Annotated in this window: 29 protein-coding genes, 2 tRNA genes and 3 pseudogenes; 2 read left to right on the top strand and 32 right to left on the bottom strand. The window is 67.9% G+C overall.

Features of this window, described 5'->3' with window-relative positions; genetic code table 11:
• Window position 1 precedes the first annotated feature (1 nt).
• The 31 genes and pseudogenes from P1N55_RS00495 to P1N55_RS00345 all read right to left on the bottom strand — a co-directional run bounded on the left by P1N55_RS00495 (window position 2) and on the right by P1N55_RS00345 (window position 23,912).
• Window positions 2-733, bottom strand: coding sequence for a GNAT family N-acetyltransferase (locus P1N55_RS00495; RefSeq protein WP_276277089.1), 732 nt, complete (start codon window positions 731-733; stop codon window positions 2-4).
• Window positions 734-813: 80 nt separating this feature from the next.
• Complete coding sequence (locus tag P1N55_RS00490; RefSeq protein ID WP_276277088.1) at window positions 814-1,173, bottom strand: hypothetical protein; 360 nt, start codon at window positions 1,171-1,173, stop codon at window positions 814-816.
• A gap of 12 nt (window positions 1,174-1,185) precedes the next feature.
• Window positions 1,186-2,842 (bottom strand): annotated as a pseudogene (locus P1N55_RS00485) (FAD-dependent monooxygenase).
• Window positions 2,835-4,493, bottom strand: a complete 1,659-nt coding sequence (locus P1N55_RS00480) for an electron transfer flavoprotein subunit alpha/FixB family protein (RefSeq protein WP_276277087.1) — start codon at window positions 4,491-4,493, stop codon at window positions 2,835-2,837. The pseudogene P1N55_RS00485 and the gene P1N55_RS00480 overlap by 8 nt, the downstream one beginning before the upstream one ends.
• A 2-nt stretch (window positions 4,494-4,495) precedes the next feature.
• Window positions 4,496-5,350, bottom strand: coding sequence for an electron transfer flavoprotein subunit beta/FixA family protein (locus P1N55_RS00475; protein ID WP_276277086.1), 855 nt, complete (start codon window positions 5,348-5,350; stop codon window positions 4,496-4,498).
• A 203-nt stretch (window positions 5,351-5,553) separates the two neighbouring features.
• Entirely contained in the window at window positions 5,554-5,883 is a 330-nt protein-coding gene (locus P1N55_RS00470) for a 4Fe-4S dicluster domain-containing protein (RefSeq protein ID WP_276277085.1), read from the bottom strand.
• 44 nt (window positions 5,884-5,927) lie between these two features.
• Entirely contained in the window at window positions 5,928-6,131 is a 204-nt protein-coding gene (locus P1N55_RS00465) for a hypothetical protein (protein ID WP_276277084.1), read from the bottom strand.
• Entirely contained in the window at window positions 6,131-6,808 is a 678-nt protein-coding gene (locus P1N55_RS00460; RefSeq protein ID WP_276277083.1) for an alpha/beta hydrolase, read from the bottom strand. The genes P1N55_RS00465 and P1N55_RS00460 overlap by 1 nt, the downstream gene beginning before the upstream one ends.
• Before the next feature lie 72 nt (window positions 6,809-6,880).
• Complete coding sequence (locus tag P1N55_RS00455; protein WP_276277082.1) at window positions 6,881-8,614, bottom strand: glutamate--tRNA ligase; 1,734 nt, start codon at window positions 8,612-8,614, stop codon at window positions 6,881-6,883.
• Between the two features lie 172 nt (window positions 8,615-8,786).
• Window positions 8,787-9,728 carry an ArsA family ATPase gene (locus tag P1N55_RS00450; protein WP_276277081.1) on the bottom strand — a complete coding sequence of 314 codons (942 nt, stop codon included), beginning with the start codon at window positions 9,726-9,728 and terminating at the stop codon, window positions 8,787-8,789.
• 81 nt (window positions 9,729-9,809) lie between these two features.
• A complete protein-coding gene (idsA3, locus tag P1N55_RS00445; RefSeq protein WP_276277080.1) occupies window positions 9,810-10,850 on the bottom strand; it encodes a geranylfarnesyl diphosphate synthase in 1,041 nt (346 codons plus the stop codon).
• 4 nt (window positions 10,851-10,854) lie between these two features.
• A pseudogene (locus P1N55_RS00440) lies at window positions 10,855-12,200 on the bottom strand (RNase J family beta-CASP ribonuclease).
• A 261-nt stretch (window positions 12,201-12,461) separates the two neighbouring features.
• On the bottom strand, window positions 12,462-13,658 hold the full coding sequence (locus P1N55_RS00435) for a prolipoprotein diacylglyceryl transferase (protein WP_276277079.1): 1,197 nt from the start codon (window positions 13,656-13,658) through the stop codon (window positions 12,462-12,464).
• Between the two features lie 53 nt (window positions 13,659-13,711).
• Window positions 13,712-14,467, bottom strand: a complete 756-nt coding sequence (locus tag P1N55_RS00430; RefSeq protein ID WP_276277078.1) for an isopentenyl phosphate kinase — start codon at window positions 14,465-14,467, stop codon at window positions 13,712-13,714.
• Window positions 14,464-15,447: a mevalonate kinase gene (gene mvk, locus P1N55_RS00425; protein ID WP_276277077.1), complete on the bottom strand. Its 984-nt coding sequence runs from the start codon at window positions 15,445-15,447 to the stop codon at window positions 14,464-14,466. The genes P1N55_RS00430 and mvk overlap by 4 nt, the downstream gene beginning before the upstream one ends.
• 48 nt (window positions 15,448-15,495) lie before the next feature.
• Entirely contained in the window at window positions 15,496-16,833 is a 1,338-nt protein-coding gene (locus tag P1N55_RS00420) for a cytochrome P450 (RefSeq protein ID WP_276277076.1), read from the bottom strand.
• 61 nt (window positions 16,834-16,894) lie between these two features.
• Window positions 16,895-17,275 (bottom strand): DUF5518 domain-containing protein, encoded by a 381-nt coding sequence (locus P1N55_RS00415; protein ID WP_276277075.1) that lies wholly within the window; start codon window positions 17,273-17,275, stop codon window positions 16,895-16,897.
• Window positions 17,276-17,327: 52 nt separating this feature from the next.
• Window positions 17,328-17,708 (bottom strand): DUF5518 domain-containing protein, encoded by a 381-nt coding sequence (locus P1N55_RS00410; RefSeq protein WP_276277074.1) that lies wholly within the window; start codon window positions 17,706-17,708, stop codon window positions 17,328-17,330.
• Between the two features lie 105 nt (window positions 17,709-17,813).
• A complete protein-coding gene (gene rpsB / locus P1N55_RS00405; RefSeq protein ID WP_276277073.1) occupies window positions 17,814-18,614 on the bottom strand; it encodes a 30S ribosomal protein S2 in 801 nt (266 codons plus the stop codon).
• The gene (gene eno / locus P1N55_RS00400) at window positions 18,611-19,816 is read right to left on the bottom strand and encodes a phosphopyruvate hydratase (protein ID WP_276277072.1); all 1,206 of its coding nucleotides are present in this window, start codon (window positions 19,814-19,816) and stop codon (window positions 18,611-18,613) included. Before eno ends, rpsB begins: the two co-directional genes overlap by 4 nt.
• Window positions 19,813-19,992: a DNA-directed RNA polymerase subunit K gene (locus tag P1N55_RS00395; protein WP_135303168.1), complete on the bottom strand. Its 180-nt coding sequence runs from the start codon at window positions 19,990-19,992 to the stop codon at window positions 19,813-19,815. The genes eno and P1N55_RS00395 overlap by 4 nt, the downstream gene beginning before the upstream one ends.
• Window positions 19,989-20,189, bottom strand: coding sequence for a DNA-directed RNA polymerase subunit N (locus P1N55_RS00390; RefSeq protein WP_276277071.1), 201 nt, complete (start codon window positions 20,187-20,189; stop codon window positions 19,989-19,991). The genes P1N55_RS00395 and P1N55_RS00390 overlap by 4 nt, the downstream gene beginning before the upstream one ends.
• A 12-nt stretch (window positions 20,190-20,201) precedes the next feature.
• Window positions 20,202-20,600: a 30S ribosomal protein S9 gene (locus P1N55_RS00385; RefSeq protein WP_276277070.1), complete on the bottom strand. Its 399-nt coding sequence runs from the start codon at window positions 20,598-20,600 to the stop codon at window positions 20,202-20,204.
• Window positions 20,594-21,031, bottom strand: coding sequence for a 50S ribosomal protein L13 (locus P1N55_RS00380; RefSeq protein ID WP_276277069.1), 438 nt, complete (start codon window positions 21,029-21,031; stop codon window positions 20,594-20,596). The genes P1N55_RS00385 and P1N55_RS00380 overlap by 7 nt, the downstream gene beginning before the upstream one ends.
• A complete protein-coding gene (locus tag P1N55_RS00375; RefSeq protein WP_276277068.1) occupies window positions 21,028-21,378 on the bottom strand; it encodes a 50S ribosomal protein L18e in 351 nt (116 codons plus the stop codon). The genes P1N55_RS00380 and P1N55_RS00375 overlap by 4 nt, the downstream gene beginning before the upstream one ends.
• A 24-nt stretch (window positions 21,379-21,402) precedes the next feature.
• Window positions 21,403-21,487 (bottom strand) — tRNA-Leu (locus P1N55_RS00370).
• A 103-nt stretch (window positions 21,488-21,590) separates the two neighbouring features.
• Complete coding sequence (locus P1N55_RS00365) at window positions 21,591-22,370, bottom strand: DNA-directed RNA polymerase subunit D (protein WP_276277067.1); 780 nt, start codon at window positions 22,368-22,370, stop codon at window positions 21,591-21,593.
• Window positions 22,371-22,373: 3 nt separating this feature from the next.
• Window positions 22,374-22,763: a 30S ribosomal protein S11 gene (locus P1N55_RS00360; RefSeq protein ID WP_276277066.1), complete on the bottom strand. Its 390-nt coding sequence runs from the start codon at window positions 22,761-22,763 to the stop codon at window positions 22,374-22,376.
• Window positions 22,760-23,275 carry a 30S ribosomal protein S4 gene (locus P1N55_RS00355; protein WP_276277065.1) on the bottom strand — a complete coding sequence of 172 codons (516 nt, stop codon included), beginning with the start codon at window positions 23,273-23,275 and terminating at the stop codon, window positions 22,760-22,762. Before P1N55_RS00355 ends, P1N55_RS00360 begins: the two co-directional genes overlap by 4 nt.
• The gene (locus P1N55_RS00350; protein ID WP_276277064.1) at window positions 23,275-23,805 is read right to left on the bottom strand and encodes a 30S ribosomal protein S13; all 531 of its coding nucleotides are present in this window, start codon (window positions 23,803-23,805) and stop codon (window positions 23,275-23,277) included. The genes P1N55_RS00355 and P1N55_RS00350 overlap by 1 nt, the downstream gene beginning before the upstream one ends.
• Window positions 23,806-23,827: 22 nt before the next feature.
• A tRNA-Ser gene (locus tag P1N55_RS00345) sits at window positions 23,828-23,912 on the bottom strand.
• A 213-nt stretch (window positions 23,913-24,125) separates the two neighbouring features.
• Here P1N55_RS00345 and P1N55_RS00340 point away from each other — a divergent pair.
• Together P1N55_RS00340 and P1N55_RS00335 are read left to right on the top strand one after the other, a co-directional pair.
• Entirely contained in the window at window positions 24,126-24,440 is a 315-nt protein-coding gene (locus P1N55_RS00340) for a hypothetical protein (RefSeq protein ID WP_276277063.1), read from the top strand.
• A 63-nt stretch (window positions 24,441-24,503) separates the two neighbouring features.
• Window positions 24,504-25,569: pseudogene (locus P1N55_RS00335) on the top strand (Mrp/NBP35 family ATP-binding protein).
• A gap of 33 nt (window positions 25,570-25,602) precedes the next feature.
• Here P1N55_RS00335 and P1N55_RS00330 read toward each other — a convergent pair.
• Entirely contained in the window at window positions 25,603-25,794 is a 192-nt protein-coding gene (locus P1N55_RS00330; protein WP_276277062.1) for a 30S ribosomal protein S17e, read from the bottom strand.
• Window positions 25,795-25,909: the final 115 nt, after the last annotated feature.

Genomic DNA, 25,909 nt, shown 5'->3' with positions numbered 1-25,909 from the left:
CCTACAGCGTCTTTGCCATCATCGTCTCGTCGACGTACTCGTCCTCGAACTTGTAGTGGCCCTCGCGGACGGCCTCGACCTCCCAACCGTGGGCCTCCAGGAACTCGATTGCGTCCTCGTTGGACGCCGGAATCGAGTTGTAGAGCTTCTCGTAGCCGTTCGAGGCGGCCCACGCGGTCCCACGTTCCAGCAGGTGCGACCCGATGCCGTGCCCGCGGTAGCGTTCCAGGACACCCAGCGTGAGCTCGGCGGTGTGGCGCAGTTTCGTGCTCTCGGGGTGTTTGAGGTGGACCCAACCGACGACGTCGTCGTCGATACAGGCCACGAAGAAGATACGCGATTCGAGTTCGTTGTGCCGGAGCAGGACGCCCTCGCTGTCGACGACGTCGGCCACCGTCTCGGCGTCGACGTAGCCACCGCCGCCGATGGCCTCGCGGATCGCCCCGACGAGGCCCGTGAGGTCCTCCTGGCGGGCCTGCCGGATGGTAAACTCCAGGTCGTCGGCGCGGAACTCCTCCTCGACGGTGTCCTCGTAGGCGACCCGGAGTTCGCCCTCCCGTTCTTCCAGTACGCCGTCGCGTTTCAGGAGCGCGACGTGGTGGCCGAACGGCCGGGGTTCCATCTGGAGCGCCTGCCGTGCGACCTCCGGCTTGACCGAGCCGTGTGACTCGATGTACTCGTAGATGTCTTTCCGGTCGTCGTGGTCGAACTGGAGCGGTTCCGTGAGTTCCATGAGACCTGTTACCACAGGCCGGTACTTAACGTTTTATCATACAGGAATCGGAGGGAAGGTGCCGGTTACCGACCGACGAGTCACCGGTCGGGCACGCCCGTCAGCACCTGGGCGGTGTCGCGGGCGTTGTGGGTGTCGACCAGCAGTTCGGCGGCCTCGCGGATGCCGTAGGTCCCGGCTAACTGGACGCCGTAACACCTCGCGTACAGGTCGAGCCAGTCGTTCATGACCCCCTCCAGGCGGGTGAAGGCGTCGTCGTCGAAGCGGACCCACGAGTCCCCGGTGCGTGCCTCGCAGTACAGCGAGACGGTCGGACCGAAGCCGTCCCTGACGAGGTCCATCGCCCGCTCGTCGTCCGGCGGGTCGGGGTCGAACGAGTTCCGGACCGCCTCAACCCGTCGTTCGAGGGTCGCGATGCGGTCGACGTACTGCCGGGTCATCGCTGGTCGCGGCTACCCCTGCTGGTAGTCGACGCCCTTCCCGCCGGCCGGGTGCTCCCAGTGCGTGTCGGCGACGACGGCGCAGGTCCCACACTCGACGCAGGGCTGGGTGTCGAGGCTCACGAGGTGTTCCTCGGCGCCGTTGGTCTTGACCGTCTCGTCGCGGTAACACCCGCCGCCGAAGTCCTTCGCGCTGACCGGACAGGCCGTCACGGCCGTGCCCGACGCGGCAAAGGAGTTGTCCAGCAGTTCGATGTGGGGCTCGCCGACGTCGTAGGTCAGATCGCCGATGCGGTCGTCGAGCTCCGGCGGTTCGACCGTGTTGGTGTCGGTCACCCGCTCGCCCAGCTCCTCCGCGATGACCGTCGGCAGGGTCACGTAGGGCAGTTTCGTGTCGGGGATCATCGAGACGAGCGTCGGCGAGGAGTACGCCCGCTCGAGCAGGCCGCCCGTCAGCTTGATCCCGACGCGGCCGATGGTGGACTTCACGAGCGAGTTCGAGATGTTGTCGACGGCCTCGAGTTCGCCCATCTTCCCGAAGATGTTGTAGTTCGAGGGGCGGAGTTTATCCATCACGCCCTCGTCGTACAGCTTCGACTCGTAGAGCTCGCCGGCCTGGTGGGGCGACCCGCGGGACTTCGCGTCGGCGAAGGCCTCGGCGGCCAGTGCCCCGGCCGTCACGGCGTGGTTCATCCCCTTGATGATGGGGCCCTGAGCCTGCATCTGGCCGGCGGCGTCACCCACGAGCACGAGGCGGTCCTCGTGCGGGGACGTGTGAGCGACCTTTCGAGTCCGGGACGAGCTTCGCGCTGTACTCAAGTTCCTCGTACTCGTCGCCCAGCCACTGGGCCAACAGCGGGTGGGTCAGCAGGTTGTTCAGGAGTTCGTGGGGTTCGGCCCGCTCCTCGGCGATGGAATCGAGGTGGAAGACGGTCCCGATAGAGAGCGACGACTCGTTGGTGTAGAGGAACCCGCCGCCGCGGACGCCGTCGAACAGGTCGCCCGAGAACAGGTGGGCGACGCCCTCGTCGTCGTCGACGTCGAAGCGCTCGTTGATCGTCTCGGGGTCCATCTCGACGGTGGCCTTCACGCCCTGGAACCACTCCTCTGGGTCCTCCCAGTCCATCAGGCCGGCGTCGCGGGCCAGTTCGGAGTTGACGCCGTCCGCGGCCACGACGAGGTCGGCCTCGATGGGGTCCAGTTCCTCCGTCTCGACACCGACGATCTCGCCGCCGTCGCGCAACAGGCCGGTGACGTGGACCTCCGTCAGGAGGCCCCCGCCCGTCTCGCGCGTGAGTTCGTGGACCCGCTGGGCAAGCCAGGAGTCCATCTTCCGGCGCAGGACGGCGTCGGCCCACTCCGTGTCGTGGTGGTGCAGGTCGCCGATGTCGAAGGACTTCACCCGGTCGCCGGCGATGTTGTGGATGTAGTTCTCGGTCACCGGTCGCTCGCTGGCCTGCTCGCGGAACTCCGGGAACAGGCTGTCGATGGTGTACGGTGCGGACTCCTCGGCGTAGATGAGCCCGCCCGAGACGTTCTTCGAGCCCGCGTCGACGCCGCGTTCGAGCACGAGCGTCTCGACGCCGTTGCGCGCGAGGTTCGCCGCGGCGGCGGCCCCCCCGGGGCCACAGCCGACGACGACGGCCTCGTAGTGTTCGTGGTCAGTCATCGCTGACCTCCTGGAGCGCCGCGGCGAGGTCACCCGACTCCACGGCCTCCGTCAGTCGCGGCAGCACCTCGAAGAGGTCGCCCTCGATGACGTAATCGGAGAAGTCGGCGATGTCGGCGTCGGGGTTGGTGTTGACGGCGATGATGGTGTCGGACTCGTCGCAGCCGACCTTGTGCTGGATCGCCCCGGAGATGCCGGCGGCGATGTAGACGGCCGGTTCGACCTCCTGGCCGGACTCGCCGATCTGGCGCTCCTCGGTGATGTACTGCTCGACGTGGCCGTCGAACTGGTACGAGGAGGTGATGACCCCGCGCGAGAGCCCGAGGTCGGCGTCCTCGAACGCGTCGACGAGGTCGAGCGCGAGTTCGACGCCCTGCGTCGGGTCGTCGCCGATGCCCCGGCCGACCGCGACGACGACCTCGTTGCCGGTGAGGTCCACGCCGCCCGAGAGCTGGTCGAACTCGGTGACGTCCACGAGGAACCAGTCGTCGTCGAGGTCCATCTCGTAGTCGACGACTTCGGCCTCACGTTCGTAGTCGGGGTCCTGGATGTCGAAGCTCCCCGGGATGACCGACCCGCCCTGCGGGTGGAAGTCCCGGTTGGGCTTGTCGATACACAGGATGGTCGAGTACTCGAACCCGGAGAAGTCCGGGCGCTTCATGTGCAGGACCTTCTCGAACTCCTTCTTGTCGCCGGCCGTGCCGACCTTCGCGGGGTTCGAGATCATCGCGTTCTCGATGTACAGCCCCGAGCAGTCCGAGGCCAGCCCGGAGTCGAGCTCGCCCTGGACCAGCGCCGAGAGGTCCCGGCCGTTGTTGGTCGCCGGGAACAGCGTGTAGCGCGGTTCGTGGTAGTCCTTCCAGTCGACCTCCTGGCGGTCATCGTGGGCCAGGTCGCCGCCGGCACGCGCCATGTCACAGAATATCTCCGTGTAGGGCTTGTGCCGGAACCGCTCGAGTCGGTCGTCCTCGTGGTAGAGGACGAGGTCGGCGCCGTGGGCGATGACCTCGTCGACGTGCTCGCTCGCGTCGGACCCGATGAGGACGGCGACGACCCGTTCCTCCTCGTCGTAGTCGTCGTTGTAGTCGTCCATCAGCTGGCGGGCCTTCCCGAGCATCTCCTTCGAGACGTCGACGAGCTCGCCGGCCTGGGTCTCACAGTAGACCCACATGTCGCGATACTCCGCGCCGACGGTCCCTTCGACCCACTGCTTGTCGTTGGTCGGGTGGTCGAGCTCGGGGTACTTCTCCTCGGGTGGGACGTACTCGACTTCCCCGGCGTCCTCGTCCTCCTCGGTCCCCTCGACGGACTCGATGCGGCTCTCGATCTGGCTGATGGCGCCCTTGCGGTTCTCGCCCTCTTTCTCGCGTTCGAGGATGTCCCGGAGGACGTCGCCGTCGTCGACGTCCCGGACCATGTTCGCGATGTCCGCGATGGTCAGTTCCGAGAGGTCGACCGTCTCCGGGTCGACTTCCTCGTCTTCGGCCTCGAGTTTCTCGATGCGGCTCTCGATGAGCGTCTTGACCGGCGTCCGGTCCTCACCGCCCGTCTCGAGTTCGAGCATCTCCCGGAGTTCGTCCGGGTCGTCGATGTCCTTGATCTTCGGTCCGAGGTCCGCGATCTCGTGTTCCGTTGGGTCTATGTCGACCATGGTCAGTCACCTGCCGCGTAGGGGGTCAGTTCGTCGAGCACCTGTTCCATCGCCGCGTCGTCGTCGGCCTCGACGTGTGTGGCCTCCCGTTCGGAGGGGGCCTTCGGGATGGGGTCGACGCCGGCCACGATGGTCGGCGAGCCGTCCAGCCCGATGTAGTCCGGGTCGAGGTTGAGGTCCTCGTGGTCCCACACCGTCACCAGGTCCTCGTAGTCCTCGGCCCGCTCCTGGGTCTCCTCGCGGAGGTCCTTGTGCTTCAGGCGATGTTCGGCCCGCCGGTAAGTCGGCTGGAACTCCGGGTCGGCGACGATGAAACACGGCATCGGCGCCTCGACCGTCTCGATCTCCGAGATGTCGCCGTCGACCAGGCGCTTGGCCCGCACCACCTGCTCGTCCTCGTCGATGTCCAGCGAGATGACGTGGGTGATCATCGGCCAGTCGAGACACCAGCATGTCTGGGGCCCGGTGTGGCCCGTCTCCCCGTCGGCGGTCTTGAAGCCCGCGAAGACGAGGTCGGGTTCTTCGTCGAGTTTCTCGATGCCCGTGGCGACGGTCATCGCCGTCGCCCACGTGTCCGCGGCCCCCATCTCACGGTCGGAGAGGAGATACAGGTCGTCGGCGTAGACGTCTCGCATCCCCTCCTGGAGGACCTCCTGGTAGCCGGGCGGGCCCATGCTCATCAGGGAGACGTTCCCGCCGTTGCGGACCTTCGTCTGGAACGCGGCCCGGAGCGCGTGTTTGTCGTTCGGATTCATCACCGTCGGTGTCTTCCCGCGTTCGAGGTGCCCGTCCTCGTCGAAGGAGACCTGTCCTTCACGGAAGTCGGGGACACCTTTCGTCAAGACTACAGTGTGCATATTTCTCACGACCCTCGTGGCCGTATGTCACATTCGGGTCGGTAATAAACTTATGTTTACAAACCCGCTGACACGAGGGGCTTGCCGGTATCGAGCAGGGCTGAAGACGATAAAAGGGCACACCGGACGCTAGGCGGGCGGGATTACGAACGCTCGGGACGGACCGCGCGGGACGCGAGTCAGACAGCGAGTGCGGTGCGCGGTCAGATACGACCGGCCCGACCGGGGTCGACGTCGATGGCGTCGACCGGACAGACGTCCACACAGAGCATGCAGTCGATGCACTGGTCCTCGTGGGCGGGGTCGGCCTTGATCTCGCTCTCGGGGTGGTCCGGCGTGTCGACCCACTCGAAGACGTCGACGGGACAGTCCTCCAGGCAGGCGCCGTCGGCGATACAGATGTCGAAGTCCACGGCGACGTGCGTCCCGTGGATGCCGAGCGTCTCTGGTTCGTCGACGGGGCCCCACACGTTGTGTCCGTCGTGCTGTGCAACGGCCTCGCGGTTGTCCTCGAACTCTGGGTCGATGGCCATTGGTACCTGGGACCACTCGGCGGGGATACTTAAAGTTTCGACCGTCAGCGGGGGGTCGACCCGCCGTCAGGCGGCCCACTCACCCCGTGGCCCGCGTCTGACCCCGGTCCGGCCCCCGCGTGCTGGTCGAAGAAGCGGACGGTTCGCTCGTAGACGTCGTCGTAGAACGCGCCGTTGAACGGGAAGGCGTGGCCGCCGGGGACGACATCGTGTTCCACGGCTGTCAGCGGCCCCAGCGCCTCGGCCATCAGTGCTGTCTGCTGTGGGGAATCACCGCGTCGTCGCGCCCGTGCAGCAGCAACGTCGATGGCATCGAAACGTCGGCCTGGGCCACGGGCGAAGCCAGTTCGTACGCCTCCGGCACCTCGCCGGGCGTGCCGCCGAGGTACTGGGCGTGCGTGTCCACGTCGTGTTCCGTCTCGTCGAGGCGCGCGAAGGCCCGGAAGTCGTAGACGCCGGCGTAGCCGGCGACGGCCGAGAGCGCCGAGGAGGTCCCGGGGTAGAGGTCGGGTTCGAATGCCGGGTCGTCTGCCGTCGCGGCCGCAAGCACGACGAGGTTCGCCCCGGCGGAGTGGCCGGCGGCGACGACGCGGGTCGGGTCGCCGCCGTAGGCCTCGCCCTCCGCCCGGCACCACTCCACGGCGGCCTTGACGTCCACCAGGGGGGCCGGGAACGTCCACGCCGGAGCGAGACGGTACTGCGGTTCAACCACGAGGTAGCCCGCTTCGGCCAAGTCGATGGCGTGGCGCGCGAACTCGCCCTTGTCGCCGACGGCGAACCCGCCGCCGCGGACGAGGACCGCCATCGGTTTCGGGCCGTTCGTCGCCGTCGCCTCGTAGAGGTCCAGGTGGAGTACCTCGTCGCCGACCTCCTGGAAGGGCACGTCCCGCTGGACCGTGACCGTCGTCGCGTCGCTGCGTGTCACGTCGGTGCGTCCGACCGTCCCCGTAAAAAGGGTTCGGGCGCCGCCCCAGCGAAACGGGCGTCGCGCCCGCGGTCAGGGGTGGGCGAAGTACGCGACCGACTCGCCGTCGGGGTCGACGGCGTCGACGCGGGCGAACCCGATGCGCTCGAACTGGAGCAGGTCGTCCGGGTCGTACTCGAGGACGCCCGGCTCGACCCGACCCGTCACGTCGCCGTCCATCGTCCGGAGTCGGAGCTCGGGGCCGTCGGCCGGGGCCCAGTGGACCACGTCGACGCCCTCCTCGCGGACCACGTCGATGTCGGTGCCGGCGAACTCGAAGGCGTCGCGGGTGTGACGGACACAGCCGTACCCCTTCAGCCAGACGCGCTCACCGTGGGGCGGCAGGTCGTCGCCCTCGAGTACGACGCCGTTCGCGACCGAGATGTCGCGCTCGCCGCGATTCTCGTAGTCGGGGTGGGCCGGGGGGTGACCCTCCTCCGGGCCACCGACGACCATGCGCTCGACGAGGCCGCCGTGCTCGTCGTCGTCTCGGACGAAGAACGCACGGTCGGTCTCGTCGTCGATCAGGTCGCGGTTGTTGGCGTACACCGACGACATCGCGAGGTCGACGTTCGACGTCGACGTCCCCAGGTCGATCATCGCGTCGACGAGCGCCTGGCCGCGGATACCCCGGCGTTCGAGGCTGGCGACCGTCGGCGCGCGCGGGTCGTCCCACCCGTCGAGTTCGCCCTCGGCGATCAGCTCCGAGATGGTCGAGGTCGACAGCGAGACGTCGTACTCGTCGACCTGGACGTGGCCCCAGTGGACGACCTCGGGGTACTCCCAGTCGAAGTAGTCGTAGACGAACCGCTGGCGCTTCGCCGAGTCCTGCAGGTCGATGCCGCGGATGATGTGTGTGACGCCCAGCAGGTGGTCGTCCAGCCCGCTCTGGAAGTCGAGCATCGGCCAGCAACGGTAGTCGGCGGCCGCCTCGCGCGGGTGTGGCGTGTCTATCATCCGGAAGGCGACGAAGTCCCGGAGAGCGGGGTTCTTGTGGGTGATGTCGGTCCGCACGCGAAGCACCATCTCGCCGCTCTCGTACTCGCCGTCGACCATCGCGTCGAACTCCTCGTGGACCGTCTCGGCGTCTTTCTCGCGGTGCGGGCAGGCCTCGCCGCTGTTCTTCAGGTCGGAGAACTCGCCCTGCGGGCACGAGCAGGTGTAGGCTCCGCCGCGGTCGATGAGGTCACGGGCGTACTCGTAGTACGTCTCGACGCGGTCGCTCGCTCGCACCACGTCGTCGGGTTCGAAGCCCAGGTAGTCGATGGCGTGGAGAATCTGGTCGTAGGCCTCGAGGTCCGGGCGCTTGGTCTCGGGGTCGGTGTCGTCGAACCGGCAGACGAACTCGCCGTCGTAGCGCTCCTTGTAGGTGCCCACGACGGCGGCCATTCGCGCGTGGCCGATGTGCCACGGGCCGTTGGGGTTCGGGGCAACGCGCATCCGGACGGTGTCGACGTCCTCGGCACCCGGGAGGTCGGGCAGCGGGTGCTCCTCGCCCTCGTCCTCGGCCTCCAGTTCCGCGAGTTTCTCCGGGGCGAGTTCTTCGAGGCGCTCTCGTCGTTCGGCGGCGTCCATCCCGTTGACCCGGTCGACGACCGGCGCGATGATGCCCGGAATCTCGTCTCCGTACTCTCGGAACTCCGGGTTCTCTCCCATGAGCGGACCCATGATGGCCCCGACCTGTGCCTCGCTGTCGTGTTTGACCGCGTTGAGGAGGGCGTTCGTCTCGGCGGCCTCCTCGATACGCTCGCGTAGGCCTTCGTCCATGCCTGAAACGTGCGGCGGGAGGCCTCAAAACGCCGTCGGGTTCACGACCACCTTTTTGCCGCTCGGGTGGCCTACCGGCAACCGCTCACGGCAAACACCTGGGGGAAAAGGCGGCACCTCGCTTCGCTCGGTGCCGTGAACCGCGTTCGCTCCGCTGGCGCGGAAAGAAACGTCACAGCGTCTCGTCGTCTAACCACGTCCCGACCCGCTCCAGCGCCTCAAATCCCGTCACCTCGCCAGACTCGTCGGGAACCGTCCAGACATCGAGGTCGGGAAATGACTCGCGCAACTGCTCCAGTGCCTCGTCCTGCACTGCCTTCTTGCCCCGACAGCGCTCGCAGTCCCCGGGATCCTCGATGACCTTGTTCACGACGAGCGTCGTCACCGGTACCTCGAACTCCCGGAGTTGCGCGACCAGGCGCTCGCTCTCGCGGACGGCCATCGTCTCGGGGATCGTGACCACCCGGAAGGCCGTCTGCTCGGGGTCACGGAGGACCGCCCCGACGCGCTCCATCCGCTCGCGCATGGCGGTGAAGTCGTCGGGGCCGTCCTCGCGGCGACCCGCCGCCAGCGGGCCGAACATCATCGTCCGCGCGGTCGAGATCTTCCGGCGGACCTTGTCGCGCAGATCCAGCGCCGTCGTCATCCCGCGGCCGAGGACCGACGGCAGGTCGAGGAGCCGTAGCGTGTGGCCGGTGGGCGCGGTGTCGAAGACGACGCGGTCCCACCGGTCGCTGTCGATGTAAGTCGCCAGTCCCTCCAGCGCGGCCAGTTCGTCGCTGCCGGGCATCACGCCGGAGGTGAACAGGGCCGCGACCTCGTCCTCGTCGAGTCTGATGCCAGCGTCGGCGAACTCCGCGGCCAGCGTCTCGAAGGTGGCGCGATAGCGGTCGACGCCGGCCTGTGGGTCCACCTCGACGCCCCAGCAGTTCTCGCGGATCTCGACCGGGTCGCCGCCCACCTCGCGCTCCACGGCGTCGCCCAGTGAGTGAGCCGGGTCCGTCGACACCACGAGCGTCTCTTCACCACGTGCAGCGAGCTGGAGGGCCGTGGCGGTCGCGACGGTCGTCTTGCCGACGCCGCCCTTCCCGCCGTAGAGGACGAATCGCGTCACATCCGTCCGTACGGACGGTGCGCATTTAGTTCCGCCCCGGCCCGGCCGCTGGGTCGAAAGCGGTATGGGCTCGTCGACCGTTCAGTACTCGCGTTCGACGAGGTAGTCCGCGATACCGGAGAGGAGGTCGCGGGCCTCGTTGTCCGGGAGGACCTCGAGGTTCTCCTTGCCGCTCTGAACCAGTTCCTGGGCCCGGTTCCGGGCGTACTCGATGGACCCGGCCTCGCGGAGGCGCTCGACTGCCGCATCGATCTCGGCCTCGGAGACGTCGTCGACGGAGTCCGTGTCCACGAGGTTCGCCACGTCGACGCCCTGCTGGCGGGCGTGGAGCGTCACGAGCGTCTGTTTGTCCTCGACGAGGTCGGAGCCGCGCTGCTTGCCCAGTTTCTCCGAGGGCGTCGTCAGGTCGAGCAGGTCGTCCTGAATCTGAAACGCCCGCCCCACGTCGAGGCCGTGGTTGTACAGCGCCTCGACCGTCGCCTCGTCGGCGCCCAGCAGCGTCGCCGGGATGGACGTCGACGCGCCGTAGAGCACCGCGGTCTTGAGTTCGACCATCTCGAGGTACTCGTCGGGCGTTACGGCGGAGCGACCCTCGAACTCGATGTCGAGGGACTGCCCCTCACAGATGCGGGTGCAGGTCGTCGCCAGTCGCCGGTTTGCGGCGACGGTCCGGTCGTCCGCGGCGCCGGTCGACAGCAGGAACTCGAACGCCTTGGAGTAGAGCGTGTCGCCAGCCAGGATGGCCGTCGAGAGGTCGTACTCCTTGTGGACGGCCGGGACCCCCCGTCGGAGGTCGTCGTCGTCCATGATGTCGTCGTGGATGAGCGTGAACGTCTGGATGACCTCGATGGCCAGTGCCGCCGCCATCACGTCGGCGCGGCCGCCGTCCAACGTCGGGAACTCACGGTAGTCTGCCGACAGCGGGTCGACGTCGAGCAGCGATTCGGCGACCAGCAGGAGCACCGTGGGACGGAGTCGCTTGCCGCCAGCGTCCAGCAGGTAGCGGGTCGCCTTGTAGAGGTGCTCCGGTTTCTGGACCGGCAGGTCCTCTGGGAGGGCCGCATTGACCCGCTCCCGTCGTGCGAGGACGGCGTCTTCGACCTGCTGATGGCGTTCGGACATTTCGTTATTCCGTGAGCTGGATCATGTTCCCGTTGCGGGTGACGTGCAGGTCACGACCCACCTTGTAGCCGAGGTTCTCCGCGAGGTCGACGTAGGGTGCGAAGCCTTTCAGGCTCTGGTGGGCGGGGATGACGTTCTGGGGCTGGAGCGCCTCCAGCATCTCGTAGTGGCCCTCCTCGCGGAGGTGGCCCGAGACGTGGATGTCGTCGTAGATGCGAGCGCCCTGCATGCCCAGCAGTTTCTCGGACTGGTAGCGCTGGCCCTCGTTGGTCGGCTCCGGGATGACCCGGGCGGAGAACAGCACCTTGTCGCCCTCGTCCAGTTCGTACGGGGTCTCGCCGCGGCCCATGCGGGTGAGCATCGCCCGTGGCTCGCCCTGGTGCCCGGTGACGATGGGCAGGAAGTTCTCCTTGCCCTCGTTCATGATCCGCTTGAACGTGCGGTCGACGGACTTGCGGTGGCCGTACATCCCCAGATCTTCCGGGAAGTCCACGAAGTTCAGCCGTTCCGCGGTGCCCGAGTACTTCTCCATCGAGCGGCCCAGCAGCACCGGCTGACGGCCGATGTCGTCGGCGAACTCGACGAGGCTCTTCACGCGGGCGATGTGCGAGGAGAACGTCGTGGCGACGATGCCGCCGTCGTAATCCTGGATGCTCTCCATCACGTCACGCAGGTGGCGACGGGCGACGGCCTCCGATGGGGTGCGTCCCTTCTTGCCCGCGTTCGTACAGTCCTCGATGTAACAGAGGACGCCGTTGCCCTCGCGGCCGATCTCGCGGAACCGCTCCATGTCGATGGGGTCGCCGATGACCGGCGTGTGGTCCATCCGCTTGTCCAGACCGTAGACGACCGCGCCCTCCGGCGTGTGGAGGACAGGGTTGATGGCGTCGATGATGGAGTGGGTGACGTTGACGAACTCGAGTTCGTTTTTGTCGCCGATGCGCATGGTCTCGCCGGCCTCCATCTTCTGGAGGTCGTTCTGGACGCCGAACTTCTCCTCGCCCTTGATCTGCTGTTTGACCACTCGATAGTGAAGGGCGTCGCCACGATGGGCGCGTCGTACCGGTGGGCCAGCTTCGAGATGGCGCCGATGTGGTCGAGGTGGCCGTGGGTCGGCACGATGGCCTTCACGTCGCCCTCGAGGTCGGACATGACGCGGTCGTCCGGGATGGCGCCCATGTCGATGAGATCCAGCGAGTGCATCCGCTCGGTCTCGACGTTGTCGTGAATCAGTACCTTCGAGAGGTTCAGGCCCATGTCGAAGATGACGACGTCGTCCCCTGCACGGACGGCCGTCATCTGTCGGCCAACTGCCTCGTAACCGCCGATTGTCGCAATTTCGACTTCCATAGTTGTAGGTCCGAGTAGAGCCGGTCGCGGAACGCGGTCGGGGGAGGCAGCGACGGTAGCAGCTGTGCAACGGCGTCTCGGTTCCGCGTCGTCGCCGAGGCCGACCGGATATCCGTAGCCCTGGCGACGCAGTGGAAGGACTCTCGTCCTGACGACGACACCCGTCGTCTGCCGGCCGCCGAACCGCGTTCGCGAGCGGCCGTGCGCTCGGTTATCCGGGCATACAACGTCGGTTCTTAAAACGGTGTGGGTTCGGCCGCGCTACTCGTCGTCGAGGGTGTCCGAGAGGGGATCCTTCTCGCTCGCCGGCTGGAAGCCGCTCATGCCCTCGTCGGCGAGCGTCTGGCCGTCGTCGGACTGGTCATCGAGGTCCCCGGCGTCAGCGTCGGCGTCCGCCTCGCCGGCGTCCGTACCACCGGTGTCCCCGTCGGCACGTCCGTCCCCGAACAGATCCTCGGCTGTCCGGGGCCTCGAGACCGACTCGGCGTGGTTGTCGGCGCCGAAACCGTCGCCCGCATCGCGGTCCGCGGGGGGCGCCGGGTCGTCCCGGGCCGACCTCGACTCGTCGGCGCCTGCCGTCTCGAACTCGGCGGGGTCCGGCGGCGTCCACTCCTCGGGTTCGTCGGTCCCTGGAGTCGCATCCACGGGCGTGTCCGACTCACTCCCGAACTCCTCGGGTGACACAGAGTCGTCGGTATCGTCGTCGGCGTCGGCAGGTTCGGTCGACACCTTCGGCTGGAAGTCCTCCGCCTCCAGGTCCGTCACCGACTGGTCGGCCTCCGTGGGGTCGTCGCCGGCGGGACCGGCCGCACCCTCGTCGACGTCGTGACCCTCGGCCGACGCCGGTTCGGCCGTCGATGGCTGGTCGGGACTCTCGTCGCTCGCTGTCGGTTCGAGAGCGTCTGTTTCGGATGCCGGCTGCGCGTCCGAGGCCGACTGGTCCGCACTGGCCGGGTCTGAGGCGGGGTCGGCGTCCCCCGGGGCCGGGTCGGAACTCGACGGGTCGGTCGCGTCGTCCGTTGCCGAGGTCGGACCCGAGTCGGCTGGCTCGGACGCCGTCATCTGCCCAGCGGTGGCCCCGCCGTCGCCGCCGGCCGCTTCGCCCGCCGCCGCGGCACTCGCAGCGGTCTCGGATGCGTCCGACGACGACGTTTCGTCGGCCGGTGTGTCTTCGGTGATCGATGTGTCCCGGGCAGCGGCGGCCGCCGTCCCGACCATGACGGCGTCGGCGATGAGCTTGTGTCCCAGGCCGACGAGGCCCGACAGGGCGACCAGGCCACCCAGCACGATGAGCACGACGCCCGCGATCGCGCGACTCCCGCCCGCCGGAGAGCGAGGCGAGCTGCCCAGTGCCGACGAGAGCGACGCCGGCCCCGGCCAGGACCGCACTCGCGAGGAGTACGACGAGGAGGGCGCCCAGAAACCGAGTCCCGTAGCGATAGAGGTCAGCGAGGCCAACAGCGGTCATGGGTCCACAATCGATAACGCCGGTGAAATAGGTTACGCCGACCTTACTCCGCGCCAGCGCCGCCGCTCCCCTCGATGGTCGTCCCCGGTGACTCGCCGGCGAGGAAGGCCCCGAGCGAGTCGGGCCCGAAGACCTGTGCCGGCGCGTCCAGTGCGAGGAGCGCCCTGACCTTCGCGGCCATCCCGCCCGAGACGTCGGTCGCGTCGCTTCCGCCGAGTGCGGCCGCCACGTCCTCGAAGGCCGTGATGCGCTCGACGACCTCGCCCGCCTCGTCGAGGACCCCGGGGACCGTCGAGCAGACGCCGACGCGGTCGGCGTCGACCGCCGGCGCCAGTTCGACGACCAGTTCGTCGCCGCTGAGCACCGTCGCGCCCCGCCCAGCGTGAGCGACGAGATCACCGTGGAGGACGGAGACGAAGCCCTCTGCGAGCAGCGTCCGGACCTGGGCGGTCGGGAGCGTCAGGTCGCCCGCGGCGTCGCGCGCGCCGGCGGAGAACGGGTGAACGGGGACCGCCGGGACGTCGCGCTCCGCGAGCGCGCTGACGACGGCGTCGTTGAGGCGCCCCATCGCGCCGTGAATCGCCCGGACACCCGCTGCGTCGCGCGTCCCCTCGGTCGTGCTGACACCGTACTCGGCGGCGTGGTGGTGGCCGAAGCTCCCGCCACCGTGGACGAGGACGATATCGCGGTCGGCCGCCGCGACGGCATCGGCGGCGTCGGCCAGCGCCGCGTCGTCGACGGTCTCGGGGCGGTCCTTCTCGGTCACCACGCTCCCGCCCAGCTTCAGGACGACCGTCATTCCCGGCAGACCCCGTCGGTCGCCAGCTCGGCGCGGAACGCGTGGGCACAGCCGGGTGTGTAGCGCAGCGCCGTCAGCGTCTCGTCGGTGTCGTCCAGGGCGACGATACACCCGCCGCCGCCGGCGCCGGTGAGTTTCGCGCCCAGCGCGTCGGCGTCGCGGGCGGCCCACACCATCGCGTCCAGCGAGCGCGAGGAGACCCCCAGCGCCGAGAGCAGGCCGTGGTTGAAGTCCATCAGCTCGCCCAGCGTCTCGTAGTCACTCGTCCCGAGGACGGACTCGCCCTCGCGGACCACGTCGCCGATGGCCGCGACCGTGTCGGCCGCGAAGTCGTACTCCTCGCGGAGTTCGCGGACGCCAGCGACGAGTTTGCCGGTGTCGCCGGCGCCGCCGTCGTAGCCGATGACGAAAGGGAGCGCGTCGACACCCTCGATGCGCCGGCAGTCGTCGCCCTCGACGCGGACGGCCCCGCCCATCGCCGAGCAGAAGGTGTCGGCCCGGGAGGCCTGGCCGTCCTGAACCTCGTACTCGACCTGGTAGGCGCGCTCGGCGATCTCCTCGGGGGCGAGTTCGACACCCAGTTCCCGCGTGGCGGCGTCGATAGCCGCGACGACGACGGCCGCCGAGGACCCCAGGCCCGCCCCCAGCGGGATGTCGCTCTCGACGACGATCTCGAAGCCCGCCCCGGGCCGGTCGGCGGCGTCCCGGGCCTGCTCGACGGCCGCCTGGATGTAGCCGATGCCGGCCTCGACCAGCGAGTCCGAGACGTCGATGTCCGGCCGGTCCCCCTCCGCGCCGGTGTACTCGACGGTGTACCCGTCGAGCGTGAGATCCTCGGCGTGGATTCGCAACCCGTCTGCTCGCTCGGTGGCCGTCACGCGGGCCCGGCGCTCGATGGCACAGGGGACCGCGGGCTCACCGTAGACGACTGCGTGCTCCCCGAACAGATACACCTTGCCGGGGGCGCTCGACGTGACCATACCCGCCCGTGGACGCCCTGCGTGTTAGGTGTTTTCGGACCGGCGCCGTCAGCGTTCCACCACACGCATCTGCATCTCCTGGCGCGGGTGGGCCGTCAGCGAGGGCATCAGTTCCAGCGGCGTCTCGCCGAGGAACTCCAGGCGGAAGCGTTGCGACGTCGCGGCGACGATGAGCTGGGCCTCGAGCATCGCCAGGTGCTTGCCGATGCAGTGGCGCGGCCCCCCGCCAAAGGGGAAGTACGCGAACCGCGGGCGCTGCTTGGCCCGCTCTGGCCGCCAGCGCTCGGGGTCGAACGTCTCGGGGTCGTCGTAGAACCGGGGCGACCGGTGGACGCCCCACTGGGGGAGCATCAGCGTCGTCCCCGCTTCGACGGGATAGCCCGACAGCGTCACGTCCTCGGTCGGTTCCCTGAAGATGGTGTAGACCGGGGGGTACAGTCGCATCGCCTCCTGGATGACCCACTCTAAGTACTCGAGGTCGCGGACGTGTTCCATCCCCGGGGTGTCGTCGCCTACCACCGCGTCGAGCTCCTCGTGGACCCGCCGTTCGGCCTCGGGGTGCTCCGAGAGGAGGAACCACGTGTAGGTCAGTGTCAGCGCCGTCGTGTCGTGGCCGGCCAGCAACATCGTCATCATCTCGTCGCGCAGCTGTTCGGGAGACTCGACGCCGTCGTCGCGGGCACGGATGAGAATCGAGAGGAAGTCCATCGGGCCCTCCGCGTCGGTTCCGACCGACTCCTCGCGGACGGCGATGATGTCGTCCAGGATCGAGTCCAGCGTCTCGACGGCCGAATCGAAGGCGTCGTCGTCTGGCATCGGCATCCACCGCGGCGCGGCGAAGCGGATGGGGTCGGGTTCGAAGCGCTGGCCAAGCGGCACGAGCTGCTCCTCGATGGTCCGGACCCGCGTCTCGGAGAGTTCGACGCCCATCATCAGATCGAGGATGACGTCGAGCGTCGTTCGGGTCATCTCCCGTTCGACGTCGACGACGTCGCCGGCGTCCCACCGGTCGATGCGCTTCGTTGCGTGGCGGGTGATGCGGTCGGCCATGCCCGAGAGCCGCGACATCGAGAACGCGGGGTTGGCGAGCATCCGCTGTTGCTCCCAGGTCTCGCCCTCGCTCAACAGCAGGCCATCGCCAAGGAGATCGCCGAGCGCGTCACCCTGGAAGTCGGGCTTGCGGAATCGGTCGGCCTCGGAGACGAGGATGCGCTCGATGGCCGTCGGGTCACAGATCATCAGCGTGTCCATCGGCCCCATGTCGAAGCGGGCCACGTCGCCGTAGGCCCGCTCCAGGGCCGAGATGAAGCGAAACGGGTTGCGCGCGTAGGTCCGACTGCTCCCGAACAGCGGTTCGCCCGTCGGTCCCGGGGGAATGCCTGACATTGCGTCGACAGTAGGGCCGGACACGTTTGAATCGTGTGCCCAACGAGGTCGGGACGGGGCGTCAGAGCCACCGCTGTGGGTCGAGGTCCCAGTCGGTGTTGGCCGACACCCAGACGCCGCCGAGTCCGCCCAGCGCGCTCAGGCCGACAGTGTAACAGAGGAAGAGCAGGCCGACCAGCGCGAGAAAGAGCCCGTAGCCCGGCGTGCCCGGCGGAATCCCGAATCCGAGCACTCCGGCGATGTAGACGGCCGGGACCAGCAAGACGAGCAGCGGGAGCATGGCGATGACGCCGGCGAGCGTCCCGAGCCATAGCCCAGTGAGATAGCCGCCGCCGTGCCGGTTGGCGGCCACTGCACCACCGACGACGGGCGAGAACGGGACGACCGAGAGTGCCAGCGTCACCAGTGCACCCCACCCGGCGTCGACGAGCGTCGCTCGCATCTCTGGACGGCATCTCGTCGGCCGGACGAAAATAGTTGCTGTGACGCCGTCGTTAGTTGCCGATGCTCGTGTCGTTTTTCACGTAGTTGCCGAGCCAGCCGCCGAGCGCGCTCAGTCCGACGATGTAGACGGCGCCGAACAGTCCGCCCAGGACGAACACGAGGAGGCCGAACGCGCCGAACGCGCGGGGCGCCCCGGCAAAGCCCAGGAACACGACGAACACCACGAAGCCTATCAGGAACAGGACGGCCGCGAACACGAGACCGACGAGTCCGGAGATAAAGCCCACCCGGAGCCCGTCGTTTCGCTCGCCGCCCTCGAGGTAGCCGGCGAGCGCACCACCGAAGACTGGCGCGAACGGAACGAAGCCGCTCAGGAGGGCTGTCGCGACGGCGCCGATGACCGCGTTGAGGAGGGAATCGCCTTCTGCCATGGACTGGCGTTCTCGTGGGCCATCTATGTCTTGTGCCGCTGCTCACCGGCGAGTGCCGTCGCTATCGAGGCCGACCGGACGGAAACGAAGCGAGAGAAGCGGGCGTCAGATCTCGGACTCGAAGTCGTCGAGCCCGTAGGACGGTTCGGCGCCGCGGCGGTCGAGCGTCTCGTTGGCCAGCAGCCAGTAGACGACCGACAGGGCCTTGCGCCCCTTGTTGTTCGTCGGGACCACCAGGTCGACGTTTGACGTGGTGTTGTTGGAGTCACACATCGCGATGACCGGGATGCCCACCGTGATGGCCTCCTTGACCGCCTGGGAGTCGCCGATGGGGTCGGTGACGACCACGACGTCCGGTTCGATGTAGCCGTCGTAGTCCGGGTTCGTCAGCGTGCCGGGGATAAACCGGCCCGTTCGGGCGCGAGCACCCACGGCGTCGGCGAACTTCTCGGCCGGGAACCGGCCGTACTGGCGCGACGAGGCCACGAGGATCTGCTCGGGCTCGTAGTTGGCCAGGAAGTCCGCGGCCGTGCGGATGCGCTCGTCGGTCATCGAGACGTCGAGCACGTAGAGACCGTCGGTCCGGACGCGGTGGATGAACCGCTCCATGTCCTTGGTCTTCTGCTGGGTCCCGATGTGGACACCGGCGCCGAGGTAGTCCTCGACGGGGATGAGGAGGTCCGCTTCCTCCTGCTCGCCGGGCATGACGTCCTCGTCGAGCTGTGGGCCCGCGTCGGCGTCGTCCTCGGTTGTTTCTTCGGCCTCGGCCGGGGGACTGTCCTCGGCGTCGGCGACCTGTTCGTCGGCCGTCTCGGGGTCGGCGTCGGCGTCCGCTGCCTCGTCCTCGCTGGACGGGTCGTAGTCGGAGTCCGCCGCGTCGAGCCCTTCTTTTTCGTTGCCGCTCATACTGCGTTGTCTTCGATACGGATGAGTTCGTTCAGTTTGGCTGTGCGTTCGCCGCCGACCGCGCCCGTCTTGATGAACGGGGCCGCGGTGGCGACGGCGAGGTGTGCGATGGTCGTGTCCTCTGTCTCGCCGCTGCGGTGGGAGACGACCGATTCGTAGCCGTTCTCGGTCGCCAGCTCGATGGCGTCGACCGCGTCGGTCAACGTCCCGATCTGGTTGGGCTTGATGAGGATGGAGTTGCCAGCGCCGACGCTGATACCGCTCTGGAGGCGCTCGACGTTCGTCACGAAGAGGTCGTCGCCACAGACCAGCGTCTGGTCGCCCACCTCGTCGGTGAGGTCCGCGAAGGCCTCGTAGTCGTTCTCGTCGAGGGGGTCCTCGACGTAGACGAGGTCGTACTCCCGGACCTTCTCGGCGATGTACTCGATCTGCTCCTCGGTGGAGCGGACCTGGTCGTCGTAGACGTAGCCGCCCTCGTCGTCGTCGTACAGCTCCGCGCCGGCGACGTCGAGGCCGAACTGGATGGCGAAGCCGAAGTCGTCGGCCACCGTCTCGACGGCCTCGTGCATGATCTCGAACGCTTCGTCGTCCGAGATCGAGGGGGCCCAGGCACCTTCGTCGCCCTTGCCAGACGGCAGGTCACGTTCCAGCAGGATGTCGTGGACCTCCTGGTGGACCGCGGCGTTGGCGAAGACGGCCTCCTCGACGCTCGGCGCGCCGACGGGGGCCGCGAGGAACTCCTGGATGTTGGTGGCGTCCGCGGCGTGTTCGCCGCCGCCGATGATGTTCCCCAGCGGCGTCGGGAACTCGTTGCCACGGAAGGTGCCACCGAGGTGCTGGAACAGGGGGGCGCCCAGCACGTCGGCACCGGCCTTCGCGGCCGCCATGGAGATTGCGACGGCGCTGTTGGCGCCGATGCCCGAGAAGTCGTCCGTGCCGTCGGCGGCGTGCAGCGCCGCGTCGACGTCGCGCTGGTTGCCGGCGTGGACCTCCCCGACGAGTCGCGGGACGGCCTCCTCGCGAGCCTTCGCGATGGACTCGTTGGCCGGGAGTTCGATGGCCTCGTACTCGCCGGTACTTGCGCCGCTCGGTGCCTTGCCGCGCCCGAAGCCACCACTCTCGGTGATGACGTCGGCCTCGACGGTGGCGTTGCCACGCGAGTCGAGGATGCGGCGGAGTCGGACGTCCGTGATGAGTGTCACTTGTGGTCACCCCGTTTGACAGTGAATGGCAACACGCCGGCGTCGTACTCCTCGGCAGCGATGAGGATCGGCTGCGTGTGCTCCGTCTCGATCAGCACGGGTGCGCCGTGGGCCAGCTGCAGCGCTCGCGCGCCGAGTTTGCGGGCCTTCTCGTAGCGGCTCTCCTGTGCGTTCATTGGTATGGAGCGACGATGTCGACGAGGTCCTTGTGCGAGACGAGCATCCGGCGACAGCAGTGCCGTTCGACGCCGAGCTCGTCGAGGACCATCTCGGGGTCCTCGGGCTCCTCGGCCTCTCGCGTGCGCGCCTTGAACTCCTCCCAGTGCTCGGCGACGACGTTACCACAGGTGAAACACCGAACCGGTACCATCATACCTGCATCACCTCAGCGGTAGGATTTCTGGTAGCGGGCCCGTGCGCCGGGGCCACCCCACTTCTTGGGTTCGGACTGTCGAACGTCGTTGACCAGCAGCGAGCGGTCGAACTCCATGTACGCGTCGCGGAGTTCGGCGTCGTTGGTGAACTCGACGAGGCCGCGTGCGATGGCGGTCCGGGCCGCGTCGGCCTGGCCCATGACACCGCCGCCCTCGACGGTCACCTCGACGTCGATCTCGTCGCGCAGGTCGTCCTCGGCGATCCGGAACGGCTCCAGCATCTTCAGCTGGGCCAGCTCCGGTTCGACCAGTTCGACCGGCTGGGAGTCGATACGCACACGCCCCTCGCCCTCGCGGATGGTGGCGCGGGCGACGGCCGTCTTCTTCTTGCCTGACGTGTTCGTTACCATGTCTTGTTCGCTCCGAGCGTCTCGCTGATCTCTGCCAGCGTGACGAACTTGATGTTCGAGAGTCGGTCCAGCGACGTTCCCTCCAGCACTTCACCCTCGTCGTCGTACGGGTTGCCGACGTAGACGCGGACGTTCTCGAACGCTTCGCGGCCGCGCGGCTTCTTGTGGGGGAGCATGCCGCGGATCGAGCGCTTGAGGATGCCGTCCGGTCGCTTCGGGTAGAAGTACGCGTTGTCGTCGCCGATGTCGACGCGCTTCTTGTACTTCTCTTTGATCTGGTTCTCGCTGCCGGTGACGACGGCCCGTTCCGCGTTGACGACGGCCACCGTCTGGCCGTCGAGTGCCGTCTCTGCCACCTGCGAAGCGACACGACCCATGATGCAGTCGCGGGCGTCGACGACGACGTCCGCGTCGAACTCTGCGACGCTCATCGGATCACCCGGACGTGCGAGCCTTCGGGATTGTTTTCGATTGCCTGTTCGAGTGATACAGCCTCTCCGACCTGGTCGATCTTCTTCTCGGCGGTTCCGGAGAAGTCGACGGCGGCGACGGTGACGTCCTTCTGCAGGACACCGGAGCCCAGCACCTTGCCCGGCACCACGACGGTCTCGTCTTCCTGGGCGTACCGCTCGATGCGGCCCAGGTTGACTTCCGCGTGTGTGCGCCGGGGCTTCTCTAGGCGCTCGGCGACGTCGCCCCAGACGGCGCCGCCCGACGACCGGGCGGCCGACTTCAGGTCGGCGATGAGACTACTGAGTCTCGGATTCGTCTTGCTCATAGCGTTCCTCCTTTGTAGGAAAAGTGCAGGGAGCAGGATTTGAACCTGCGGACCCCTACGGGACAGCGCCCTGAACGCTGCGCCGTTGGCCAGACTTGGCTATCCCTGCGTGCATTACTGCGTTTTTCGTGCCCCGTAAAACCCCTTTCGGTCCTCGCGCTCGGGGGGCGGGCGGTCATCGGCGGCGTGGGTGTGGTACGGGGCATCTGTGCTTACAGCTGGATTGCTTCTTTCAGTTCGGTCGCGCGGTCACGCAGCGACTCGACGGCGCGCAGGACCAGTTCGTCCGTGGTGAACGACCCGTCGGTCTCGACGTGGAACACGAAGGCGTTCTCGACGTCTTCCACCTCGAGTTCTTTGCCCGGATAGCGGTTCCGGAGGTCGTTGTCGAACTCGGCGGTCCGGACGAGGTCGCCGTCCGTGGCGTCTCCGGCCGCGTGTTCGGCGGCCTGCTCCTCGATGACGCCACGGAGGATGTTCGGGTCGTCGTCCTCGAACTCGCCCTTGTCGCCGACGACGGACACGCGCTGCAGGTGGCGGTAGCCGACGGCCACGCCGCCCTGGTGTTTCGCGTGTTCCCGACCGGTGTCGAGGACGGCGTCGGCCTCGACTTCGAGGCGCTGGCCGTCCTTCAGGTCGATGATGGGGATGTTGTCGTCGGCCGGTTCGACCATCGGGTCACTGGAGACGAGGTCGCTGGAGTAGGCCGTGTTCGGCCCGTCGACCGACAGCGACAGTGTCACCTCGTCGCCGACCTCGAAGTCGTCGAGGTCGGTCGTCAGCGGGACCAGCCCCAGTCGGAGGCCGATCTGCTCGTTGAACATCACGCTGGTGTTCTCGATGACGCGGACGGTGTCGATGCTGAAGGTCGGCACGTCGGCGATCATCGCACGGCGGATGCCGTTGGCGAACGCGGGCGTGATGCCGCGCACGAGAACGAGGCTCTCGCGCTCCCCGCGTTCGACGAACTCGACCTCGTAATCCTGTGTCATTGGTTAGAATCCGGAGTTCTTGGGTGCGCGCGTGCCGTCGTGTGGTGTCGGCGTGACGTCCTCGATGCGGCCGATCTCGAGGCCGGCACGGGCCAGCGCTCGGATGGTCGCCTGCGCGCCCGGCCCGGGGGAGGTCTGCTGGTTCCCGCCGGGGCCGCGGACGCGGACGTGGACGCCTTCGATGCCGCGGTCGAGCGCCTTCTCGGCGACGACCTCGGCCATCTGCATGGCCGCGTAGGGCGATGCCTCGTCGCGGTTCTGCTTGACGACCGTCCCGCCGGAGCTCTTCGCGAGCGTCTCCGCGCCAGTCTGGTCGGTGATGGTGATGATGGTGTTGTTGAACGATGCGTGGACGTGGGCGATGCCCCAGATGTCGTCTGTCTCGTCGCTCATTCTTGGGCCTCCGCGCGGGCTGGGTGGAGTTCGTCCGACAGCGAGCTGTTCTCGTCGAAGCCGATGGAGTCCTCGACGGCGACGTCGACTTTCATCGACGGCCGGGTGACACGCTGGCCGTCCAGCACGATGTGTCCGTGGACGATGAACTGACGGGCCTGCTCGGGCGTGTTGCCGTAGCCCTTGCGGTAGGCGACCGTCTGGAGTCGGCGCTCGAGGACGTCGGTGACGTCCAGCGACAGGACGTCGTCCAGCGCGTCCGTCTCGCTGAGGATGCCGTAGCGCTGGAGGCGGGCGAGGAACTCCTCGGCCTCTTTCTCGTTTTCGCCGGTGCGGCCCAGCAGCTTCCGGGCCTCACGGCGGTAGCCACGCAGTTCGGACTGTGCGCGCCACAGCTCCTCCTTGTTCTTCAGGCCGTAGCGCCCGCTGAGGTTCTTCTCGTCGGCGATGCGCTCGCCCTGGAACGGGTGGTTGGGCGTCTCGTAGAACTTGGTGTTCGAGCCAAGCGCCATTATTCGTCATCCTCCGCGGCGGCTTCCTCAGCCTGCTCTTCCTTGATGGCCTCGACGTTGACACCGATGGTGCCCTCCGTCCGGCCGGTGGACTTGGTTCGCTGTCCGCGGACCTTCTGGCCGCGCTTGTGGCGGACGCCGCGGTAGGAGTCGATCATCTTCATGCGGTTGATGTCCTGCCGACGGGTGAGCTGCAGGTCGTTGCCCGTCTCGTGGGTGGTCTCACCGGAGAAGTAGTCCTTCTGGTGGTTGGTCATCCACTCGGGCACCTCGTCGGCGTAGTTCTCGACGGCCTCGACCACGTCGTCGATGACGTCGTCGTCGAGTTTACCGAAGACCGCCCGCCGGTCGACGCCCGCCGTCTGGGCGATGACGCGAGCGGCGCGGTGGCCGATGCCGTTCAGTTCTGTCAGCGCTCGCTCGACGGACTTGGTCCCGTCGAGGTCGGTCTGTCCGATGCGGACGAAGTAGCGGATGTCCTCCTCTTCGGCATCCGCGTCCTCGTCCGGCGTGGGGTCTTCTGCACTCATATGTGGGTAATCGTTGGGTGAGCGTCGTGGCTGGGATTCGAACCCAGGAGGCTGTACGCCACAGAGTTAGCAACCCTGCGCCTTGGGCCAGGCTTGGCTACCACGACACACGCTGTCTGGAAACTCGCGCCCGCGTCGCACGGACTCGGGGGCGCTCCCCCTACACGAGTGTACCTGTCCCTATTCCGGGGTTGTATTTAAACGCAACGAAGCAAGCGCCACGCGTGACGGGGCCACAGACACCCTGTAGCGCACTCACACGCTCTCGTACACGCGGCGGGCCAGTACCGACTTGCCGCTCCAGTGACAACGTGTCGGGCATGGACGACCACGCACGCACGGACGGCGGGACCGTCGTCGACCCGGCGGACCGGGTTGCCGTCCGCCGGAACCTGGAACGCTTCGCCGGGGCGTCGGCCGTCGAGGCGACCGAGGAGGGTGACCTGCGGGCGACCTTCGGCGGGCGAACGCAGGTCACCGTGACCGCGGACGGCGGCGTCGAGGCGGGGATGCCGCTGCACGCCTTCCACGGCCCCGCCGACCGACTCGAGTTCGACCACGAGGGCGGCGAACTGCGGGTGACCCACGCGCTGGGTCCAGACGGGACCACGACGTACGTGTTCCGCCGGCCCTGAGCGCGTCGGTCACCGCTCCGGGTGTCACAATCCTTATCGCACCTCCGTGGCCTACCCGGATACATGAACGAAGACGACGTCCGCGAGCGACTCCGCACCGTGGACGACCCGGACCTCGGGGACGACATCGTCACCATGGGACTGGTAAACAGCATCGACGTCACCGACGACGAGGTCCGGATCGACCTCGCGCTGGGGGCGCCCTACTCCCCGACCGAGACCGCCATCGCCAGCGAGGTCCGCGAGGCGCTTTCCGACCTCGACCGGGCGGTCGACCTCTCGGCGAGCGTCGACCGGGGCGTCCCGGAGGAGGGCGACCCCCTCCCGACGGTCAAGAACGTCATCGCCGTCGCCTCCGGGAAGGGCGGCGTCGGGAAGTCCACCGTCGCCGTCAACCTCGCGGCCGGCCTCTCGCAGCTGGGCGCGCGCGTCGGCCTCTTCGACGCCGACGTCTACGGGCCGAACGTCCCGCGGATGCTCGGCGCCGACGAGTCACCCCGGGCCACCGAGGACGAGGAGATACTCCCCGTCGAGAAACACGGCCTCCGGCTGATGAGCATGGACTTCCTCGTCGGGAAGGACGACCCGGTCATCTTCCGTGGCCCGATGGTCGACAACGTACTCACCCAGTTGTGGAACGACGTGCGCTGGGGGCACTTGGACTACATGATCGTCGATCTGCCGCCGGGCACCGGCGACACGCAACTGACGATGCTCCAGCGCGTCCCCGTCTCGGGTGCGGTCATCGTCACGACGCCACAGGAGGTGGCGCTGGACGACGCCCGCAAGGGCCTGCGGATGTTCGGCCGCCACGAGACGCCCGTGCTCGGCATCGTCGAGAACATGTCGACGTTCGTCTGCCCGGACTGTGGGGGCGACCACGACATCTTCGGGAGCGGCGGCGGCCGCGAGTTCGCCGCTGAGACCGACATGCCCTTCCTCGGCGAGGTGCCCCTGGACCCGTCCGTGCGCGAGGGCGGCGACGGGCCAACCCATCGTCCTCGACGAGGACAGCGAGACCGGCGGCGCGTTCCGCGACATCGCCGGCCGCGTCGCCAACATGCAGGGCATCGTCCACCGGCGAACCCAGTCCGAGGCGGCCCAGGCCGCGGCCGAAACGGAGCAGTGACTACCGGGGCGCGAGTCGCGGAGAAGAGACGGGTTACGCTTCGACGGCGGCGTTCTGCTTGCGGGTGACGTAGCCAGCGATCCGGTTGCGGACGCCCTTGGACTCGATGTTGGTCAGCTCCTCGACGACGTCCTTGTTGTGCTCGAAGTCGGCGCCGAAGGCGTCCGGGTACCGTTCCATCAGCAGTCGCCCTGTCTTCTTGACGTAGGCGGGTTTGATTGCCATGCGCGTTTCTTGCCTGGTGGCACTCAAAAAGGGTTCGAAACGTCTTCCGACGCCAGTTCGCGGTCTGGAACCCGTTACGGTTCCCCGCCCGAACGGGCGAACATTCAAGACTGCA

The sequence above is a fragment of the Haloarcula regularis genome, from assembly GCF_029338315.1.
Taxonomy (GTDB): domain Archaea; phylum Halobacteriota; class Halobacteria; order Halobacteriales; family Haloarculaceae; genus Haloarcula; species Haloarcula regularis.
This window is presented reverse-complemented; position numbering and strand designations above follow the sequence as displayed.